Source organism: Vagococcus luciliae, from assembly GCF_024637875.1.
GTDB classification, from domain to species: domain Bacteria; phylum Bacillota; class Bacilli; order Lactobacillales; family Vagococcaceae; genus Vagococcus; species Vagococcus luciliae.
The window spans coordinates 1,641,666-1,662,957 of sequence record NZ_CP102451.1; the positions used below are offsets into that span (position 1 = coordinate 1,641,666).

At 33.5% G+C, this 21,292-nt stretch carries 22 protein-coding genes; 6 read left to right on the plus strand and 16 right to left on the minus strand.

Annotation, left to right across the window (positions count from 1 at the left end; translation table 11 throughout):
* Positions 1-27 precede the first annotated feature (27 nt).
* On the minus strand, positions 28-1,374 hold the full coding sequence (gene gdhA / locus G314FT_RS07965; protein ID WP_257700338.1) for an NADP-specific glutamate dehydrogenase: 1,347 nt from the start codon (positions 1,372-1,374) through the stop codon (positions 28-30).
* Positions 1,375-1,504: 130 nt separating this feature from the next.
* Here gdhA and G314FT_RS07970 point away from each other — a divergent pair, with 130 nt between their 5' ends.
* Positions 1,505-2,776, plus strand: coding sequence for a BaiN/RdsA family NAD(P)/FAD-dependent oxidoreductase (locus tag G314FT_RS07970; protein WP_257700340.1), 1,272 nt, complete (start codon positions 1,505-1,507; stop codon positions 2,774-2,776).
* Between the two features lie 16 nt (positions 2,777-2,792).
* Here the strand turns inward: G314FT_RS07970 and G314FT_RS07975 are convergent, their stop codons facing one another.
* The 4 genes from G314FT_RS07975 to G314FT_RS07990 all read right to left on the minus strand — a co-directional run bounded on the left by G314FT_RS07975 (position 2,793) and on the right by G314FT_RS07990 (position 7,169).
* Positions 2,793-4,508, minus strand: a complete 1,716-nt coding sequence (locus G314FT_RS07975) for a YfhO family protein (RefSeq protein WP_257700341.1) — start codon at positions 4,506-4,508, stop codon at positions 2,793-2,795.
* A 178-nt stretch (positions 4,509-4,686) separates the two neighbouring features.
* Positions 4,687-5,187: a Cys-tRNA(Pro) deacylase gene (gene ybaK, locus G314FT_RS07980; RefSeq protein ID WP_257700343.1), complete on the minus strand. Its 501-nt coding sequence runs from the start codon at positions 5,185-5,187 to the stop codon at positions 4,687-4,689.
* Positions 5,188-5,189: 2 nt separating this feature from the next.
* Complete coding sequence (aroD, locus tag G314FT_RS07985; protein WP_257700345.1) at positions 5,190-5,963, minus strand: type I 3-dehydroquinate dehydratase; 774 nt, start codon at positions 5,961-5,963, stop codon at positions 5,190-5,192.
* 30 nt (positions 5,964-5,993) lie between these two features.
* Positions 5,994-7,169, minus strand: coding sequence for a class I SAM-dependent rRNA methyltransferase (locus G314FT_RS07990; RefSeq protein WP_257700347.1), 1,176 nt, complete (start codon positions 7,167-7,169; stop codon positions 5,994-5,996).
* Positions 7,170-7,376: 207 nt separating this feature from the next.
* Between G314FT_RS07990 and G314FT_RS07995 the strand changes: the two genes are divergently transcribed.
* On the plus strand, positions 7,377-9,545 hold the full coding sequence (locus G314FT_RS07995; RefSeq protein WP_279348153.1) for an LTA synthase family protein: 2,169 nt from the start codon (positions 7,377-7,379) through the stop codon (positions 9,543-9,545).
* Between the two features lie 19 nt (positions 9,546-9,564).
* On the opposite strand, the gene G314FT_RS08000 is transcribed toward G314FT_RS07995, so the two are convergent.
* Positions 9,565-9,810, minus strand: coding sequence for a hypothetical protein (locus G314FT_RS08000; protein WP_257700349.1), 246 nt, complete (start codon positions 9,808-9,810; stop codon positions 9,565-9,567).
* 432 nt (positions 9,811-10,242) lie between these two features.
* On the opposite strand from G314FT_RS08000, the gene G314FT_RS08005 reads away from it, so the two are divergent.
* Genes G314FT_RS08005 through G314FT_RS08015 form a run of 3 tightly spaced genes read left to right on the plus strand, consistent with a single transcriptional unit; the run spans position 10,243 to position 11,066 of the window.
* Positions 10,243-10,623: an AzlC family ABC transporter permease gene (locus G314FT_RS08005; RefSeq protein ID WP_257700351.1), complete on the plus strand. Its 381-nt coding sequence runs from the start codon at positions 10,243-10,245 to the stop codon at positions 10,621-10,623.
* Between the two features lie 3 nt (positions 10,624-10,626).
* Entirely contained in the window at positions 10,627-10,941 is a 315-nt protein-coding gene (locus G314FT_RS08010; RefSeq protein WP_257700353.1) for an ABC transporter permease family protein, read from the plus strand.
* Positions 10,938-11,066 carry a hypothetical protein gene (locus tag G314FT_RS08015; RefSeq protein WP_257700362.1) on the plus strand — a complete coding sequence of 43 codons (129 nt, stop codon included), beginning with the start codon at positions 10,938-10,940 and terminating at the stop codon, positions 11,064-11,066. The genes G314FT_RS08010 and G314FT_RS08015 overlap by 4 nt, the downstream gene beginning before the upstream one ends.
* Positions 11,067-11,107: 41 nt before the next feature.
* Here G314FT_RS08015 and G314FT_RS08020 read toward each other — a convergent pair whose 3' ends face one another.
* Entirely contained in the window at positions 11,108-12,391 is a 1,284-nt protein-coding gene (locus G314FT_RS08020; protein WP_257700363.1) for an ISL3 family transposase, read from the minus strand.
* Positions 12,392-12,476: 85 nt separating this feature from the next.
* Between G314FT_RS08020 and G314FT_RS08025 the strand changes: the two genes are divergently transcribed.
* Complete coding sequence (locus tag G314FT_RS08025; protein ID WP_257700365.1) at positions 12,477-12,767, plus strand: branched-chain amino acid transporter permease; 291 nt, start codon at positions 12,477-12,479, stop codon at positions 12,765-12,767.
* 56 nt (positions 12,768-12,823) lie between these two features.
* Here G314FT_RS08025 and G314FT_RS08030 read toward each other — a convergent pair whose 3' ends face one another.
* From G314FT_RS08030 to G314FT_RS08070, 9 genes are all read right to left on the minus strand, one after another.
* Complete coding sequence (locus tag G314FT_RS08030) at positions 12,824-13,675, minus strand: VOC family protein (RefSeq protein WP_257700372.1); 852 nt, start codon at positions 13,673-13,675, stop codon at positions 12,824-12,826.
* Positions 13,676-13,767: 92 nt separating this feature from the next.
* On the minus strand, positions 13,768-15,114 hold the full coding sequence (locus G314FT_RS08035) for a sensor histidine kinase (protein WP_257700373.1): 1,347 nt from the start codon (positions 15,112-15,114) through the stop codon (positions 13,768-13,770).
* Positions 15,093-15,761 (minus strand): response regulator transcription factor, encoded by a 669-nt coding sequence (locus G314FT_RS08040; protein ID WP_423837501.1) that lies wholly within the window; start codon positions 15,759-15,761, stop codon positions 15,093-15,095. Before G314FT_RS08040 ends, G314FT_RS08035 begins: the two co-directional genes overlap by 22 nt.
* A gap of 2 nt (positions 15,762-15,763) precedes the next feature.
* Positions 15,764-16,495 (minus strand): ABC-2 family transporter permease, encoded by a 732-nt coding sequence (locus tag G314FT_RS08045; RefSeq protein ID WP_257700377.1) that lies wholly within the window; start codon positions 16,493-16,495, stop codon positions 15,764-15,766.
* Complete coding sequence (locus G314FT_RS08050) at positions 16,488-17,243, minus strand: lantibiotic immunity ABC transporter MutE/EpiE family permease subunit (protein WP_257700379.1); 756 nt, start codon at positions 17,241-17,243, stop codon at positions 16,488-16,490. The genes G314FT_RS08045 and G314FT_RS08050 overlap by 8 nt, the downstream gene beginning before the upstream one ends.
* On the minus strand, positions 17,236-17,943 hold the full coding sequence (locus G314FT_RS08055; protein ID WP_279348154.1) for a lantibiotic protection ABC transporter ATP-binding protein: 708 nt from the start codon (positions 17,941-17,943) through the stop codon (positions 17,236-17,238). Before G314FT_RS08055 ends, G314FT_RS08050 begins: the two co-directional genes overlap by 8 nt.
* 154 nt (positions 17,944-18,097) lie before the next feature.
* A complete protein-coding gene (locus tag G314FT_RS08060) occupies positions 18,098-19,318 on the minus strand; it encodes an ABC transporter permease (RefSeq protein WP_257700387.1) in 1,221 nt (406 codons plus the stop codon).
* A complete protein-coding gene (locus G314FT_RS08065) occupies positions 19,311-20,018 on the minus strand; it encodes an ABC transporter ATP-binding protein (protein WP_257700388.1) in 708 nt (235 codons plus the stop codon). Before G314FT_RS08065 ends, G314FT_RS08060 begins: the two co-directional genes overlap by 8 nt.
* Positions 20,018-21,172: an efflux RND transporter periplasmic adaptor subunit gene (locus G314FT_RS08070; RefSeq protein ID WP_257700390.1), complete on the minus strand. Its 1,155-nt coding sequence runs from the start codon at positions 21,170-21,172 to the stop codon at positions 20,018-20,020. The genes G314FT_RS08065 and G314FT_RS08070 overlap by 1 nt, the downstream gene beginning before the upstream one ends.
* Positions 21,173-21,292: the final 120 nt, after the last annotated feature.

Below are 21,292 nucleotides of genomic sequence, written 5' to 3' on the forward strand. Positions count from 1 at the left end.
TTTATAACAAAACGTGGAGAATTTTTATTACACAAGTCCTTGAGCAAGCATTGCTTTTGCAACTCGTTCAAATCCAGCAATATTTGCACCAGTTAGCAAATCGTCTTCTTTCGCGTATTCTTTTGCTGTTGTTGCACATGTTTCATAAATATTTTTCATAATGCTATCAAGTTCTGAGTCGACTTGTTCAAAAGTCCAAGGTAATCGTTGAGCATTTTGAGCCATTTCTAAAGCTGATACAGCCACTCCACCAGCATTGGCTGCTTTACCTGGACAATAGATAACACCAGAATCAGTTAATTGATGCAATGCTTCCAATTTTGTTGGCATGTTTGCCCCTTCAGCTAAGACTTTTACCCCGTTTTTGATTAGGATAGCTGCTTCGTCTAATCCAATTTCATTTTGAGTGGCACATGGTAAAGCTACTTCATAGGCAATATTTTCTGTCCAAATTGACGCATTTTCAACATATTTTGCATTGGGTTTTGCCGCAATATAGTCACTTAAACGACCACGTTTTACTTCTTTGATTTCTTTGACTAACTCACAGTCTACACCATCTTCATCGATGATATAACCAGAAGAATCAGAACAGCCAAGAACTGTTGCGCCTAATTCTTGTGCTTTTTCAATCGCATAAATGGCCACGTTACCACTACCTGAAACCATCACACGTTTGTCTTTTAGTGCATCGCCTTTATCTTGTAACAAATACTTAACAAAATACACTAAACCATAACCTGTTGCTTCTGTACGAGCTAAACTTCCCCAGAAAGTTAATGGTTTACCCGTTAAAACACCTGCTTGATAACCATTTAGACGTTTGTACTCTCCGTATAAATACCCAATTTCACGGCCTCCAACACCCATATCACCAGCTGGAACATCCATACTTGGGCCAATATGTTTTTGTAATTCTTGCATAAAACTTTGACAAAAGCGCATGATTTCACCATCAGATTTACCTTTAGGATCAAAATCACTTCCGCCTTTACCTCCTCCAATAGGTAAAGAGGTTAAACTATTTTTAAAAATTTGTTCAAACGCTAAGAATTTCATGATACTTTGATTCACTGATGGATGGAAACGTAGTCCACCTTTATATGGTCCTAATGCTGAGTTATATTGTATACGATATCCTGTATTCACCATCCATTCACCAGAATCTGACATCCAAGGAACGCGAAACTCAATTAAACGCTCAGGTATAATCAACTGACCTAAGATATTTTTCTCACAGTATATGGGATTTTTTTCTAAAAATGGTGTGACTGTGGTTAAAAATTCTTCCACTGCTTGAATATACTCTGGTTGGTAACCATATTTTTCTTTCACTTCATCCAACATTTTTGTTACATAATCTTGTGTTGACATATTGTATCATTCCCTTCTTAAACTTAATTTGTATTATATAGTATTTAAATAAAAAAAAAAAATATTTTCTCATCAAATTTTAAAAAAAGTATGCTAAACTATCATTTAATAATGAAAGGAGTGGCAATAGATGAGTATAGATGTCATTGTCATTGGTGGGGGAACAAGCGGTATGATGGCTGCCGTTTCCGCGGCTGAAAAGGGCGCACGCGTCATGATTATCGATAAAAACAAAATGCTTGGAAAAAAATTACGTCTAACTGGTGGAGGTCGATGTAATGTCACCAATAATAGGCCGCCAGAAGAAATTATTTCTTTTATCCCTGGAAATGGGAAATTTTTGTATAGTACCTTCTCTCAATTTAACAACTATGACATTATGGAATTTTTTGAAAGCCATGGTGTGCATTTAAAAGAAGAAGATCATGGCAGAATGTTTCCTATTGAAAACACCTCTAAAGCAATCGTTAACGGACTGTTTGACCGTTTATCTGAGTTAAATGTTGAATTGAAAATGAATACAACCGTTAAAAAATTATTAGTAACTGATGGCAATATAACAGGCGTGATGACTGATACAAAAGAAGAAATTCATGCACCTTGTGTTGTCTTAGCAACTGGTGGGAAGACCTATCAATATACTGGATCCACTGGGGACGGGTACACGTTAGCTAAAAAAGTGGGGCATACTATTACCAAATTATTTCCAACTGAATCTCCCCTTTTATCTGAAGAGTCTTTTATTAAAAGTCGTGAGCTTCAAGGGTTATCTTTAAGAGATATTGGTTTATCTGTTCTAGACGAAAAAGGAAAAGTGGTTGTCACACATGAAATGGATGCGTTGTTCACTCATTCTGGTATCTCTGGTCCTGCAGCACTTCGTTGTAGTATGTTTGTCAATCAACTACTTGAAAAAGGACAAAAAAATGTCACGATGTCTCTCGATTTATTTCCATTAAAATCTGAGCAAGATATCAAACAACAAATTGTGTCTATCCAAAAAGAAGATGGTAATAAATCAATCAAAAATGCGTTAAAACCATTGATGCAAGAACGCTACTTAGAATTTTTATTGGGACGTTGCCATATCGACACGCAAACCCCTTTTAAACAAATCACTGAAAAAGAAATTGATGCTCTTGTTGATGAAATCAAACATCTCACTTTTACGGTCAATAAAACCTATCCACTTGATAAATCATTTGTTACTGGTGGTGGGATTAGTCTAAAGGAAGTCAATCCTAAAACAATGGAAAGCAAATGCGTTAATGGATTATTTTTCTGTGGTGAGTTACTAGACATTAATGGTTACACTGGTGGTTTTAACATCACTGCGGCGTTTTGTACAGGTCATGTTGCTGGAGAACACGCGGCAGAAATTGCCAGCTATTTTAACTATTAGAATAAGAAAACTGACCTTAACTTTTAGGGATAAGGCCAGTCTCTTTTTTTATTTTAATGACATAAATGCCATAGAACAACGCCACTATACCTGAAAATACCACGCTATATTTTATCAAAAAAGGCGGATCATAATAAACAGATAGCTGGTGAACTCCCTTAGGTAATTGGAATGATAAGGTTCTCTCAGATGAGAGGGTTGTTTTGATGCGTTTTCCATTCTCCTCGACTACTAGTCCACTATAGCCAATAATTGGTGTGACAACAGTATTAGTCTGCTCATTCAGTGTAACCTTTATGTTCGCTTCATTTTTTTCAAACTGGTAAGGCATTGGGACATCTTCTTGGTTCACTTGTCCAATCTTATCTTTTATTCGTTTAGTTTGTTCCTCCGTCAATCCCGCTGGAAAATAGTCTCTATTAACAGATTTAATATACCGTTTGGTCGTTATAATATCTTGTTTATCATACATTAATTTATTTAACGATCGACGAATCATTAAAGTATTAACACTAAGAGTGGAGATAATCAACATAGCAACACTTAACCAGATCGTTACTCGTTTTAATGAAATGGTAGCAAAACGGCTCAAATAATCAGCTAAAATCGCTGCTCCTAAAAAACTACCAAATACGGATAAAAATGGCATTAAACGAAACGGAAACTGAATAATCGCTAATGGCGTATGTTGTAATACACGCCATGGAAATACTGATGTCATCATGAAAGTTATGACTAATGATAACCACAAACATTGCCTTAATAATTTATCTTTACGGACAATCGACTCTTTTTTCCAAATAACGTGATATATTCCTATCATAAGTGAGCATAGCAAAATAATTCCGATACTCATATAACTTAAATAATTAATGCTAGATGACACGAGCATCACACCAATATTGGTCGCTTCACTCGCTAAATCATGAACCCGTACGGAACGAATATGTAAGGTTAACATTTCATACAAAATAGGAACAAGAGCGCCAGTAGAAATAAAAATAGTCATAATAGCACTAAATACTAATTGCTTGAATACTTTCATTGTAATCATCTTTTTAATCAAACCTACCACAAATAACCCTGCCAATACAACAACCACTAACATCAATGATAAAACATGTGAATACGCCGTAAGTGCCAACCCAAAAATCAGCCAATATTTTTTGGTTCCACCATCTTTTAATATACTATAAAAACCAGCAAATATTAGAGGGTACATCGTCAAAACAAAAAATTCCCCCAAATCAAATCGTTGATAAAAACAAATCAGTCGATAATGGGAAAAGACATAAAAAAATGAAAAAACAAATGGTAAAAACTGCTTAGCACGTACGTTTACTTCTGGTAGCGCAATGGAGCTAATATATTTAGCACATTGGTAGGCAATATAAAACGTCAGTAAATTCATCAAAAATAGATACCCATAGACACCAAAAATCACTGATTGAAAAATCAAAGATAATAATGCAATTGGTAAAACTGTCGTAAGCGTAGGGTAAAAAATATTGGCTCCATAAAAAATATCACGCTTACCAAATCTTGCGACTGCTTGAACCTGTCCTGTGTCTTTTAATTGATCCATGACGCCAAAAATCCGTGCGAAATGAAAGGGATAGTCGTCTCCACGAATAAGTGCTACATGCCAACTTGATAAATCAACTGCTGGCAACATATAAAGCAATGATAATCCTATCCAAAAAAATAGAATAAAAAAATGATTTTTTTTCATTTGTCTTCCTTCTTTTAATTAATTTAATAATAAAAAACACCATAATCTATAAATCAGCATATTTAGTGTATTAACCTTTTACAAACATAGCTATTTTACCAAATAATCTTTCAATTTACTAATAAGAGTTAAAAGTCATACTTTATCATCATTCTTAATAAAAAAAACGATTCTAAGTCTAACCTAGAATCGTTTCATCTTCTGTTAAATCAGCATACTTTCCATGTGTCACATTTAATAAATCTTCAGGCGAGACACTCATTTGTAGTCCTCGACGACCTGCAGAAACGTGTATAGTATCAAAAATTTCAGCTTCTTTAGCATAATAAGTTGGAAATAATTTTTTCATTCCAACAGGAGAGCAGCCTCCATGGATATAGCCTGTCAACCCTTCTAACTCTTTCATTGGTAGCATCTCTATTTTTTTATTGCCACTAGCTTTAGCTAATTTTTTTAAATCTAACGTTTTATTTCCAGGTATAACTGCTACAACAGGTCCCGTCTTATTTCCCAAAGTCACAAGCGTTTTAAAGACTTGATTTTCATCAATCCCTAACGCATGGGCGGTTTCAAGAGCTGCTGCGTGTTTATCGCTGTATTCATACTCTCTTGTATCAAATGGTATTTTCTTTTGTTCCAAAGACCTAACAGCATTTGTTTTAGCCTTCTTTTTAGACATTTCTATCGACTCCCTCTTTTATACCCAATAAGATTCATTCCTTCTCTTAAGATTGGTATTGGAAGCTGACCTGGTGCTGAAAGATATTTTCCGTTTGAAGCATAAGTTAAACTAGACCCAAATAGTTCACCTGTCATACGAGATAATTGGCCTAACTCACCCATACTAATCATAACAAAAGAAATCTCTGAATGTTCTATTTGGATTTTATTTGATACTTCCAACACATTTAACATATCCTGTAAATCATTTGGCATAACAGCCACCTTACAAATATCCCCACCTAATTGATACATGTCTTTAATTAACTCATACATATTATGCACGTCAGGTGTAAAATGATTATTGTGTTTGGATAGTAATACTTTAACATTTCTTTCCTTAGCATGAACCATGACATCACTAGGTTTTTCTAACATCATTTCAAATTCTAAATCAACCATATCTATTAAACCAGTATCCATCATCATGCGATTGAGTTCAACATATTCATCTAACTCAATATGTTGTCCACCACCTTCTTGCAATGTTCTGTAAGTAAAGATAAGTGGCTTATCATCAATGGCATAACGCACAAAATAGGCCGCTTTTTTCATAAATCTTGCATCGTGCACATACATAAAATAATCTGCACGCCACTCGATGACGTCACAATCTAATTTACTTAATCGTATAGCTTCTGAGAACAATTCTTCAAAATTTTTCGCTACAAGAGGTACACATACTTTTGGTTTTCCTTTTCCTAATTCAAGGTTACGTACTTTTAACTCTGACATCAAACCCCACCTATCATTTCATAATCACATTTATTTCACTCGGTAAAATAATACTTTCAAATAATTTCCTTCATTAAACCCTTTTGCTACACGGAAATCTTCTGGTAATTGATATAATTCTAAAAACGTAAACGCACGACCAGTTTCTTTTATTCCTAGCTCGACCATTTGTCTAAACTTATCCAACGAGACATTTGCAGCATTTGTTGAAGCAACCAGTAAACCATCTTTATTTAATAATGCTACTGCTTCAGTCGTTAATTGTTGATAATCTTTAGCGACAGAAAAAACTTTCTTTTTATTTCTTGCAAAACTCGGTGGGTCCATTACAACAATATCAAAAGTGTATTGTTTTTTAAAAGCGTATTTAAAATAATCAAAAACGTCCATTACTATTATAGACTGATTATCTGTATTAAGTCCATTCACAGCAAACTGTTCTTGTGTTTTTTGTCGACTTCTTTTTGCTAAATCAACGCTTGTTGTTGACACAGCACCACCCATTGCACTTGCAACAGAAAAAGCTCCAGTGTAGCTGAATGTATTTAACACTGTTTTTCCAATAGCATAACTATCTGTCAAACGACCTCTAACTTGCCGTTGATCCAAAAAGATTCCCGTCATTAAACCTTCATTTAAATAAGTCGCATAAGTGATATTATTTTCTTTGATTAAAAGTGGTTCAGGTGCTTGTTTACCACTTAAAAATGCTGACTCAGGCAATTCTTTTGTATTGAAGCGAATTTTTTCATATATACCTTGATACTTAATATTAGAAGACATTAAGGCCTCTAATATCTCTTTTTTTAATCGGTAGATGGTGTCATTATACCAAGAAACAACTAAAAAACCAGCATACCAATCAATCGTTACACCACCTAACCCATCCCCTTCACCATTAAATAAACGAAATGCCGTCGTCGCCTCATCTACAAAAAATGTTGAACGATATTCTTTTGCTTCATTAAATAGATGAACTAAAAAAGGTTTATCTATTGGTTGATTTTCAGAAAAGCTAATCATCCAACCTGATCCTTTATGTTGTTTCCCTAAATAGCCATATCCTAAAAATTCGTCTTTTTCAGAATAAAAACTAACCCATTTTTTACACTCATCTTGAGCATTTACCATATCTTCAGCTTTAATTAATGGATAGTGGCCTTTATATTTTTGACTTTTCTTTTGTCTTATCTGTACTTTCTTCATGCAGTCAATCCCTTTAATTTCTATTCATTTATTGTATGATACTACTATATCAGTTTTTACGTATTTTTGCTCCCTTTTTTAAGGATGTTAGTTCTATATTTTTTTTTAAGAAAAATGACCATAATTGACAGACATGTAAGGAATATGTAAAATGTAACATGGAGTATTCAGCTTGGTAGTCTAGTGGTACTAAGTTGTTAAGAAAGGATGTTTATTTTGAAACATAAATATAATAAAAACTGGATTAATACTAGGATGGGATTTTTCTCATTAATGGTTGTATTATTCTGGCTAAAAAACCTGCTAGCTTATACAGTCGACTTTAATTTAGGCGTTGAAAGCTTCTTTCAATACCTTATTTTATTTATTAGTCCTGTAGCAACAACGGTCTTTTTATTCTCTGCTGCACTTTATGTCAAAAGTCCAAAAAAAGCTTACATTACGTTACTGATTATTTCATCATTAACTACGTTATTACTTTTTTCTAACGTCATTTATTACCGAGAATTTACAGACTTCATCACCGTTAATACCATGCTTGGTGCTGGGAAAGTAGCATCTGGCCTTGGGGAAAGTGCCATCCGCATGTTCAGACCATACGATTTATTATATTGGGCGGATATCGTGGTAGTTATTTTCTTACTTGCAACTAAGAAAATTAAAATTGATGAGCGTCCAATCCCTGCTCGTTCAGCCTTTGCTGTAACAAGTTTTTCAATTCTACTCTTTTCTGCTAACTTAACTTTAGCTGAAACAGATCGACCTGAATTATTAAAACGGACCTTTTCAAGAAATCACATTGTCAAATACTTAGGGATGAACGTCTTTACTGTTTACGATGGTGTGCAAACGTATAACGCGACTCAACGACGTGCTCAAGCTAGTCAAAATGATTTAGTTGATGTTCAAAAATATGTAAAAACACATTATGCTGAACCAAATGATGATATGTTTGGAATTGCAAAAGGACGTAATGTCATTTATGTCCACTTAGAAAGTTTCCAACAATTTTTAATTGATTACAAATTAAAAGATGAAAATGGTGTGGAACACGAAGTAACACCATTCTTAAATAGTTTATTCCATTCAAATGAAACATTTAGCTTTGATAATGCCTTCCATCAAGTTGGATCAGGTAAAACAAGTGACGCGGAAACATTATTAGAAAACTCATTCTTTGGTTTAAGCCAAGGACCATTATTCACTCAATTGGGGGATAAAAACACCTTCCAAGCCGCACCTAACATTTTAGGTCAAACACAAGGCTATACAAGCGTAGCATTCCATGGTAACAGTGGCTCTTTCTGGAATCGTAATGAAACGTATAAACGATTGGGCTATAATTATTTCTTTGATGGTAGCTATTATGACGTCAATGAGAACAATTCATTCCAGTATGGGTTACATGATAAACCATTCTTGGAACAATCTGTTCAATATTTAGAACACGTGCAACAACCATTTTATTCTAAATTTATTTTAGTATCTAACCATTATCCATATGCAAAATTTAAAGATGACAATGCTGGTTTCCCAATTGCTAATACATCTGATGCGACAATTAATGGGTACTTTGCAACTGCAAACTATTTAGATACAGCTGTTAAAGAGTTCTTTGATTACCTAAAAGCATCTGGCCTTTATGATAATTCAGTCATTGTGCTATATGGTGACCATTATGGTATTTCAAATTCTCGTAACAAATCTCTTGCAGAATTACTTGGTAAATCAAAAGAAGAATGGAACGAATTTGATGACACGGCTGTTCAACGTGTTCCCGTAATGTTCCATGTTCCTGGTCAAACTAAAGGTGGTGTTGATCATACATTTGGTGGTCAAGTTGACGTCTTACCTACACTGCTACATTTATTAGGTGTTGATACTCAACCATATATTCAGTTAGGACAGGATTTCTTCTCTAAAGACAAAGACCAAATTGTTGCCTTTAGAAATGGAACCATCGTCACACCAAAATACACAATCTTAGGTGAAGCCATCTATGATACAACAACTGGTGAATTGATTGATACACCAACAGAAGAACAATTGGCAGAAATAGCGGACATTAAAGAAAAAGGGAACACACAACTTCATATGTCTGATGCCATTACAAATGGTGATTTATTACGATTTAACACAAACAGTGGATTAAAACCACTTGATCCTGCTAAGTTTGATTATAAAAATGAGTTAGATAAGCTCCTTCAAGTTGAACAACAAAAAGGAGATAAATCAACCAGTGTTTACTCATTACACAATAATCAATCAACTGTTGATTTATTCAAAACACAGACTTATAAAGAAATTCAAGAGGAAAATGGTGTTACCACTCAAAGTAGTGCAACCACTGAAACCTCTTCTACAACAGCAAAATAAACGAAAAATACACAAGATATCAGCTCTTGTGTGTTTTTTTGTATACTTGTTTTTGTTTTAATAATAACTGAAATTCTTGCTCTAATTCTTCACTTGGTTCAAGACTCAACTTACCTAATACTTCACTAATTTTTGTTTCAATCACTAATAAACTATCCTGCTGTTTTGAATTCTTTTTAATGATTGAGATGACTTTATAATCTGACAAAAGTCCTTCAAATACCTTTATCTTTTTGTTTTCAATAATTAATAATTTTGTTGCCACTGATTTAATAAACTCTCTATCATTAATTCAAAACTTGGATTTATCTGATAGTTAAAAGATTGTATATCCATTTGTTTCATTTTACCATCTCCTTATTTTTAGGAGAAAAAAATCCCTCCTATAGTTAAGAATAGGAGGGATTAAACGTGTTTTAGGGTAAGCAAAATAGCCATTAACCCAAACTTATACAACCACACCTATTCCACAAATAAAGATAAACGCATAACAAAATAAGCTTGTTTCATCGTTTTCTTCACTTTGCTTATAAATAGGATTTAGTTGTACATGTATTTGGGTCACCCTTTCTAAAATTGTTAAGACAACTATAACATGGTGATGCTTGTTTTGACAACCCACTTTAATTGACTGACTTGACAGATAATTCTAACAACTGTATGATGAACAAAATATTCATTTATTGGGGGGAGTTAAATGAAAAGAAAAGCGTTTGAAACAGCACTACCTTACACACTACCAATTTGTGTTGGTTTTTTATTTCTAGGGATGTCTTATGGTTTTTTGATGCGCAGTATGGGATTTAGTGTATGGTATCCGATGCTCATGAGCTTTTTTATTTATGCTGGTTCAATGGAATTTGTCACAGCTAACTTACTCATGTCAGCTTACAATCCACTTTATGCCTTTTTTTTGACGCTTTTAGTCAATGCTAGACACATATTTTACGGTATTTCTATGTTGGATAAATATAAAAATACCGGTTGGAAAAAGTTCTATCTTATTTATGGTATGTGTGATGAGTCCTTCACAATAAATTGTACTGTAACGCCTCCTGAAAATGTTGATAAAGGATGATTTATGTTTTTTGTCACGTTATTAAACCAAATTTATTGGGTTGGTGGTGCAACTCTTGGTGCGCTTCTTTGCTCTGTTATAACGTTTGATACAACAGGGATTGAATTTGTGATGACTGCTTTGTTCGTGGTGATGTTTATGAATCAATGGGAAGAAACAACTGACCACAGACCTGCACTCATTGGCCTGATCAGCTCATTTATTTGTTTAATTTTATTAGGAGCTGACAATTTTATGCTTCCTGCCATGGCACTCATTGTGATTATTTTTACCTTAGATAGAAAAAATTTGGATAAACAGGAGGTCGAAATATTATGACAAACATGTCTTTTCCTCATCAGATGATAACGATTGGCGTTGTGGTTATCGGCACGATGTTAACTCGTTTTCTGCCATTTATTTTATTGGCTCTCCGTCAAATGATGTGGATGAGTAAAATTTAGTGAATTTAAGCAACGAAAGACAACAGGTTTTCGTTGCTTATTTATTTACCTTGAAAACTAAGTAAAATTCTATATTTATAGTTTTGGAAATTTCTATAGCCATAGGCTATTCGTTTGATTAGCTTAATTTTATTGATGGTCCCTTCTAATGGTCCGTTAGAAAATGGAAACTTGAAAGTATTATTAATTCTTGGAAGATGTTTTTTTAGTGTTCTGATAGATGTTTTCATTGGTTCAGAGATTAACTCATGACTTAATAATAGTAGATCTGAGAAAGCCTCAAAATCATTGTTTTTACTACAATATAATAAGTTTTGATAGAGTCCGTATGTCTCAGATAGTTCTTTGCTTAAGCTTAGTAAATAATCCATAATATCTGTTTCAGGTAAGATATTTTTAAATAATCGTTGATAACGATAGTCTTTATAATTTAATTCGTTAGAGTCTTTTAAAAATAGCTTCCAATATCTCTTTAGTTTTCTATAATTCTTTAGATCATTAAGGTTTGATGTCTTAAACTTATTCATTGTTCTAATTCTTGTAATATTTAATGAACGACTAATTAATTGAACTAAGTGAAATCGGTCAATAACCACTGAAGCATTTGGAAAAAGTTTATTAGCTAGTTTAAAATAGCCAGCATTCATATCAACAACGATCGTTGCGACTTTATTTCTTACTTTCAAAGGGTATTTTGAAAAGTGTTTTTCTAACGTAATCCTTTTATTATCTGGTAAAATATCAATAATTTTATGTGATAAGGAGTCTGAGTAGATAAAACTGTACTTACCTTGATTGTTTTTTACAGATGTAAACTCATCAAAACATAGGTGTTGAGGCAAGTCCGTAAATTTATTTGACAGTTCTTTCCCAAATAAATTAAGAATTCTACTGATTGTAGTAGTTGATACAAAATGTCTTTTAGATAAGTCTTTCAATGAGATAGCATCGGATAACTCCATGCCAATAGACTGTTTCACTCTGTTAGCAATAAAGCAGTGCTTATCAATTTCTAAAGATTCAGCTATAAAAGAGGTGTGACATTTACGACAAAGGAACCGTTGTTTCTTTAGTGATAGATAGGTTGGATAATGGGCAACACTTAGCCATTTTATTCGAGAAGAAATAAAACCATTTTTTACAATAGAATAGTTTTCATTCTTAATTCCACAACAAGGACAAGCCAAAGGCTTATAAGTAAGTGTTCCGCTATAGATTTTACTTCTAACTCCTTTTATCATTTTTTCTTCACAAAAAATAGAATCAAAATAAATGTTTGTGTCTTTCAAATCCAGCGACACTCGGATACAATGGTTGTGAGACATATGAATCTTCCTTTCTAAAATTTGGTTTGGTCACTTTAATTTTACCTGGAAAATTCGTATGTTTCTTTTTTATGTAAAAAAATAGATGCAGATGAATTTCTTCATCCACATCAAAAATTATACAGCCATTTTATTTCCAGAAAATAAAACACCTCCTGTTTATATTATATATCTAGGAAACGTTTTACCATATGCCACGATGGGATTGTTAGTTGTATTTTGTTTAAAAGATGCTGTCACAAGAGCATTTGCTTTTCCTGAATTACTCGCGATTTTACTGATTGTCATCATCCATAAGTGGAAACACAGCACCCTTTTAAGTATAGGATTAGGAACTATTTTTTATATGGTATTAGTACAACATATTTCATTTTAAGAAACTTGCATTAATGGATAAGAACCATCTACCCTCATTTGGATAGATGGTTTTTCTTAACTAATCATCAATTTAATTTTTATGTCTGATGGATCAAATACAATCAAATCATTTTCTTCTTCCATTACGGGAATACCTAATTCTCTTAATGATGCCACAACCTCTTGTCGTTTTTCTTCACTTGGAAAGACGATTTCATAACTTTCTATACCTGTCTCAGTTTTTTCAGCATGTTTAATTTGTGTCCCCGACCAAGTGTTTAAGGCAATGTGATGATGATAGTTTGAATCAGATAAAAATAATGCCTCTCTTCCATAGCGACTAACCACATCAAACCCAAGTCCATCAACATAAAACTCTTTATTTTTTTCTAAATCATTTACTTGTAAATGAATATGCCCCATCACCGTTCCTTTAGGTAATCCATTCCAAACTGGTTCAACTGATTCTTTTAATAAATCATCAAAATCAACTGGATCTGTTGTCATCGCTACTTCCCCATCTGACCATTGCCAAATACTTGCATCTCTATCAACATAAATTTCAATGCCATTGCCATCTGGATCATTTAAGTAAATGGCTTCACTAACTAAGTGATCTCCTCCACCAAAACGAACGCCTAAATTAATAAAATGTCTCACGACTTGAGCTAAGTCTGCTCGTTTTGGTAATAGCAAAGCAAAATGGTACAACCCTGTTCGTTGTTCTTGTTTTTTGTTTATATTGTTTGGTTGGGTGATTGTTAACAAAACATCCTGACCATTTGTCGTAAATGACATACTGTTTGATGTCTGTTCTTTTATTTTTAATCCTAATACTTCCGTATAAAAACGTGTGGATTGTGTTAAGTCACTCACTTTAAGTTCAACATGAGTAACAAAGGTAACTGGATTTTTATGAAATGACATATACTTCAACCTCTTTCTTTGCATAACTCTTACTTTATGTAAGTAACTATACTACGAAAAATAATCCAGCACAACTAACTTGCTTCACGATGTTATTTCTTGAATACTAGTGTCACTTTCGCACCTGTTTGATTTTTTTCTGGACGATTTTCGATGAGCAATGTTCCATTATGTCGTTCAACCATTTCTTTCACATGATACAAACCTAAACCATGAGAAGCTGTATTATCTAACTTGCTTGACACATATTTGCTAGGTGATGAGGCTAAAAATAAGTCAAAAAATCCTGTTCCTTCATCTGTTATGGTCACTCTATACTCTGTCTCTAAATCTCTAAAATCTAATGTAATCGTTGAATTTAGGTTAGAATGCCCGATTGAATTACTTATTATATTTTGTAACGCCATCGTGACATTTTCAGTTTCTAATGGAATAGAACTTGTATCAGTTTCCACCACGTTAAGTTGTCGCTGATGAGTGTCACATAATAAACGTGCGACATCAATCCAACAACTTAATACCTCTTCACTCACTGGCATTTTTTCTTCGGTGACATGACTTGAAATTTGTTTTAATCTTTCAACATAAACTTCTAATCGTGATACGCCTTTTTCAATACCTTTCACCCGTTCACGTGAACTAGCGGTCAACTCTTCTTCATCTAACAATTCAAGATTCCCTTTTATTAACGTAATGGGTGTTCTAATATCATGAGTCACTGATTCAATTAAGTCTCGCTCAGTTTCTTGCATTTGCCACTGTTCTTGCAGAGATTTCTTTAAATCATTTGCCAATAAATCAATGGTTGATAATACGTCATTAATTTCTTTATAGTCACTGTTTATTCTCGGATAATCAAGATTTTGTTGTTGAATGTAGACACTGGCTGTTGATATTTTTTTAATCTCTCTTTTTAGTATCTTAGTTAATCTCACAATCAAAAATAAAAAACCACTTATCCAAACAAAAAAAACAACGAGCAAATAAACTCCTTCAAAATGTGGAATCAACTGATTAAGTTTTTGTGATGCAAAGAATGGACTTAATTTGTAGCTGACAACTAGTTCTTTATCATTTGTAGTGTAGTATCGAAACACTCTTGCCCCAATAAAACTATCTTTTGACGCTCTTCCTAATTCTTGTGCTTTTTTGACATAAGGTTGATAAGTCTCACTGATGTTACTATCTATCACTTGCCCATTTTTAATATATTCATACTCATAAGAAAATGGCAATTGATCTGGTGTCCAACTCTCAGATTTAAAGTCTTTTTCAACTTTACCCAACTGACTTTCAGGGTAATTAGCTGGGTAAACAATACCAGTATTGACCAATATATTTAGTAATAAAAAGAAAAAAATCATCACGAAAAACGTATAAAGCAACTCCATTACAGCATATGTTGTTATTAAACGAGTTAGTCCTTTTCGATTTGCCATTTATACCCAACTCCCCATACTGTTTTAATTGGATTAATGCCAACTAAATCAAATTTTGCTCGAATCTGCTTCACTCGCTCTGTAATCGTTGTTTGACTATCTCCTACTGCTTCTAATCCATAAACAGACGTATAAAGCTGTTCTTTTGAAAAAACTTGTCCTTTATTCTTTAATAGTAATTCACATAACTCGTACTCACTTGAGGTAAGTGAGACTTCCGTTTCCTCGTAAAAAAACTGCTTGGCAATCAAGTCACAGGACACTGGATAATCAATCAGTCGATGATGCTTTTGTCGTTGCTCTCTTCTTAGATGAGCGGCAACTCGTGCTCTTATTTCTTTGATAGAAAAGGGTTTGGTCACATAGTCATCCGCCCCTAAAGCAAATCCTTCAAGCTTATCTTTTTCAAAATCTTTTGCTGTGAGTAGAATGATTGGCACATCAATTAGTTCTCTGTACTGTTTTAAAAAGTCAAAGCCTGACATCTCTGGCATCATCACATCTAATATCACTAAATCATAATGTTTTAACTCATCAGGATTAACTTTATTTGCACCTAACCTAGTCTCAACTGTGTACTCTTTACTTAACGCATTTTCTATTAGCTTTAATAAGTCCTCGTCATCATCAATGACTAGTATTTTCATCACTATTCCTCCAATCGTGTGACACCATCCCACTTATTATACCAAAGTGACAATAGCCATAGTGTGACTGCCGTCACTAAAACTGTACCAATTAATACTAGACTAGTAAATTGAACGTTCATTACCCCTTTTCCTACTTCAAAAGTTAGTTTGATTGGCCAGGTAAATGGTAAAAACAGCCACACTTTTTCACCTAAATTCGTTGTACCAAGTAAGATTGCTGCTAATGTTATCAAACATCCCGCCAAAATACTACCAGTATAATTAAATCGTAAAGATAAATACTGATAAATAGCAATCATCGGCATTAATGTCATTAACAGGGTAACTGTTAATATGATAACTTGTATCAAGTTAAACTCACTGTTTGTAACACATAAAAAAAGAATAAAAAAGCTCACTGCTAAAAGAATAATCACTAGACAAATCAGTGTGATAAAAACAAATCGGGTAAAAAACACTCGTCGTCTGTCGATGCCGATTTGTAAATCATTGGCATAATGACTGGCTGTTTTATCAGGGTCATAAACCATCGGGACAAGAAGACTTAATGAAAAAGTGGATATAATGACTAACATCGCATAAAACGAGAGAACTTCTTGTCCTTTTAAAGTTTTTGAAAAAAAGAAATACAGACACATGATAAGTGAATATAAAATTGGTGCAAGGATCATCAACACTCTAACTGGAGTCCTTTTAGTGCGTAGCCAGTATGATTTTAAGAGATTAGTCATGATTTTTCCTCCTAATAAGAATGGTCAAAGTAATTAAGACAAGTGAATAAACCATTAAACTTAGCAAAATACCTAAATAAGTTGCATGAGTAGTCATCAATGGATTCTCCTCAGTTAAAAATGTGCCATTTGGATGGACCCCTATTATTGGTACAAGCATACGTAAACTATAAGCCCATGGGAAAAAGATCCATTTTGATTGAACTGCTATTAATGCTGACGGAAAAACGAATAAAAAGTTTATTAAGATGACCACTACTTTTTTATGAACGACATAAAATAATAAAAACGACATGCCAACTACAGGTAAGCTACCTATAAAAAGTGTGATGGTAGCCATGATTAATGTCTTAATGTGAATTATTTCCTTAAAAATAAAAATTCCTAAACCATCTGCCAGTACAGAAGAGATAATTAACAGAACCAATAATTCAACTAATACCACCACATTTTTCGCAAATAATGTTTTACTACCACTGAGTCCCAAACTCTTTTGACTAACAAGGTGTGATGGTGTTTCCTTACTGCAACTATTGACTACCAATAAACTTAATATGACTGGTAAAATCAAGATTGGATACCAATTAAAGGTCGTTGCCATCACGTAACTTTTACCAGTTGGTGCTACTCCCATTAGACTGACCATCAATAAATTAAACACTACAACAATCACTGGAACCAGTTTCATCAAGGTCGCATTAGCAGAACGTTTGTCTTTAATGAATTCTGCCTTTATATAGTTATTCATAATCCTTACCATCCTTTTTGATGATATTCATAAACAAGTCTTCAAGATGAGTATCCGTCATATCATTTTTCCCTTCGTAACGTAAATGTCCATGATTGATGATCCCTACTTTATCAGCAACTTGTTGTACTTCACTTAAAATATGACTGGACAAAATCACGGTTATTCCTTGTTTTGAAAATGACTTGATTAACTCTCTCAATTCTTGTATCCCGACAGGATCTAAACCATTTGTTGGTTCATCTAAAATCAATAATTTTGGATGATTGATTAACGCCATCGCAATGCCTAAACGTTGTTTCATCCCAAAAGAAAAGTCTTTTGCTAATTTTTTTCCAGTATTTTCTAAAGACACAATGGATAGAACCTTTTTAATACGTGTTTTTTCTATATTAAGTAATGTCGCTAAAACGTCTAAATTTTCATAAGCTGTTAAATTCGGATAAATAGCTGGATTTTCAATGATCGCACCTATCTCGAGTAAGTCAGCTTGGTTTAATTTGTGTGAGTCAAAGTAAATCGTTCCAGAATTTGGTTTAATCACTTGGGTAATTATTTTTAATAAGGTTGATTTTCCAGCCCCGTTTGGCCCTAATAGCCCATAAACTGTCCCTTCTTCTATCGTTAATGAGATATTATCTAAAACAGTTTGATGTTTAAATTGTTTTGATACCCCTTTTATGTCAATTATGTTTGTCATCATATGTCCTCCTTTTGATGACTTAACTATAAAGGATAAATATAATGAAATTATAATGAAATAAAAACAGCAAAAAATAATTCATAAACAAATGAAAAAGAACAAAAAAAACACTTAATTTGCTGTTTAAAAACAAATTAAGTGAATGAAAGATTTATTGATAGATTGCTTTTATTGGATCTAATTTGGCAGCATTAATGGCTGGAATAACTCCAAATATTAATCCAATGGCTGCTGATATGGAAGCCGATAAAATAGCCATTCCTGGACTAACAATCGCTGTAATACCCTCTGCAAAGGTTGAAATAAGTGTCGCCAATCCCCAACCAAAGAAGATTCCAATGACGCCACCAATTAGTGTAATAAACGCTGCTTCTAATAAAAATTGTAATAAAATTGTAATGGGTTTTGCCCCAATGGCTCGTCTAATCCCAATTTCTCTTTTACGTTCAGAAACAGACACATACATGATATTCATCACGCCAATTCCACCAACTAAAAGTGAAATAGCTGTAATAAATAATAATCCTGTTACAACTGCTTGAAGCATGGCTTCAATTTGTTGGCGAGCTTGCTCATTAGAACGATCTTCTTCAAATGATCCTACTAAATCAGGATGTTGATCTTTTAATAGGGTATTTGCTTGATCAATCACTGCTTGTCTGTCTCCAGATTCTTTCATCTTTAATTTAATCGCGTTGATGGGTTTGTTTTTTGATAATTCATTAAAGGCTTTTTTAGGAACTTCACTATAGAAAACCGAATCATCCATAATCATTGCGCCATCTTCTACCTTATTTTTTACACCTATCACGACAAATTTAATACCATCAACATCAATTGCACGCCCAATGATATCTTGAGGCTTTCTAATTCCTAAACTGGATTGCATGGTCTCGTAAGTAATCACAATACTATTTGATTCTAATTGATCTTTTGTAAACCCACTCCCAAATCCTACTGGGATATTTGTTTTACTGGTAGCAATAATCTCAGTGCCACCACCAGTATCAAAATAACTTAATTGGCTTGAAACAGATTCCGTTGCACCATAACCATACCCATAATCCGCTGCAATGGTTTCCACACTATCTAAACTGCGTAGTAATTTTAAATCGAAACGATCAAATGCGAAAGGCTCTTCGTCTTGAAAGCTAATAGTTTCATCACTATAATCTACTTTATAGATTAACCGAATGACGTTAGCATCTGTGGAATCAAGAACTTTTAAACTACTTTGTTTCATTCCTTCACCAATCGCAGAGACTGTCACCACTGCTGTAATCCCAATGATAATACCGACCATCGTTAGAAAGACACGTAATTTATGTGCACGTAAACTTAAAAATGTGCTTAAAAATAAATTTTTAACCATTGATAAATTCCTCCTCGGAAAGGAATAATCCATCTTTCATATAAACCACACGTGTGGCATATTTTCTCATATCAGGATCATGAGTAACCATGACGATTGTTTTTCCCTCTTTATTCAAGTTAGATAAGATAGTCATAATATCCTTGCTCGTTTCACTATCTAGTGCTCCTGTTGGCTCATCTGCCATAATTAGTAACGGATCATTGACTAATGCCCTAGCAATTGCCACACGCTGTTGTTGCCCTCCAGATAATTCTGTTGTTTTAGAAAATTCTTTTCCCTCTAATCCAACCATCTGTAAATACTCTGACGCAATTTGACGGCGTTTTTTTTCTTTTATTTTCCCACCATAAACCATTGGTAACTCAACATTTTGCACCACATTTAATGATTGTATCAAGAAAAATTGTTGAAAAATAAAGCCAATATACTCATTTCTAAGAGTAGATTTTTGATTTTCAGTTAATTTGGAGGCATCTTTGCCATCGAATAAGTATTCTCCATCTGATAGTTGATCTAAGAACCCAATAATATTCATTAAGGTTGTTTTTCCACTACCAGACTTTCCCATAATCATAATAAATTCACCTTGATTAATGGTTAAATTTAAATTTTTTAGAACGTGGAGTTGAGACTTCCCAACAGGATAGTATTTATTGATGTCATTTAATTCAACTAATACTTGTTCTTGATAGGTCATTATTTATCTCCTCCTTCAGTGGAATTATGACCTCCAGGAGTTGGTTCACCTACTGTTAGTGGTGTATCAGAGGACACAATCACACGATCCAATCCTTCTAAACCACTATTAACAATTACCTTATCCTTTGAAGCCCCTTGATCGGTTGTCTCAACCACTCGTTTAGCAATAGTACCAAAGTCATCAACTAATACATAAACTTCTTTTGTTTTATCATCTACTTTAACTGCTTCTTTTGGTATTTCAATTTTTTTATCATTTAACTTGATAGAAGCTTGAACATGAAACCCTTTACGAATTTCCTTAGCGTCTTTCAAACTTAATTTCACTGTATAATTAGATAATGAGTTACTACTTGTAGCAGCACCACCTTCTGACGCTTGTTGTGTATTAGGAATATTTGACACATAGGTCACTTCACCTTTATACAATTTGTTATCGGAAACTGTTCTAACGTCTGCAGATTGTTTTTCTTTTACTTTTTCTAAATCTTTTTCATTTACGCTTCCTTCAACATAAAAATCGGTTGATGATAACGTTAAAATGGCACTATCTCGATTTTGATCTTGAGGAATAATCACTTGACCATCAAACGGTGCTACTACTTTATTCACTTGTTTTTCGCTTAATTCATTAATTTGTGTTTGCAATTGATTCATTTTAATATCATAACTACCTAAATCATATTTTAATTCAACACTTTCTTTTGAGACAGGTGCTTGTTGTGCTTCACCAGAATCACTTGTTGGTGTATTATTTAATTCATTTAATTCTAATTGCATTTGTCTAGCTGCTTTATCACGCTCTGCTTGCGTGGATTCAATTTGAAATTTAAGTTCCCTAATTTGAGAATCGGTTGTTTCATCTAAATACTGATAAAGCACTGTATCTTTTGTCACATTATCACCATTTTTAACATTTAAATCACCAAGTTTTCCAAGTGTGGTATCTTTCGTAAATTCTTTTGACATGACTGGCGTCACAACCCCATTGATAAAGACCTGTTCGACATTTTCAACCGTAAAGAACTCAACGTTTGGTTCATTAGCTGTTTCTACAGGTGTACCTTTAGAAGAAAATACTTTAAATCCTACAACCCCAATAATAGCTAACCCAATCAAACTCCCAATAACAACCTTTTTCTTTTTCGACATTTAACTAACTCCTTTTTCATTAATACTCACAGTATACATAAAAAACAACCTGTATAAATCAGTCGATGGTCCTATTGCGAAGAAAACTAGTTAATATAAGCATAAATAAAAAAGACCATC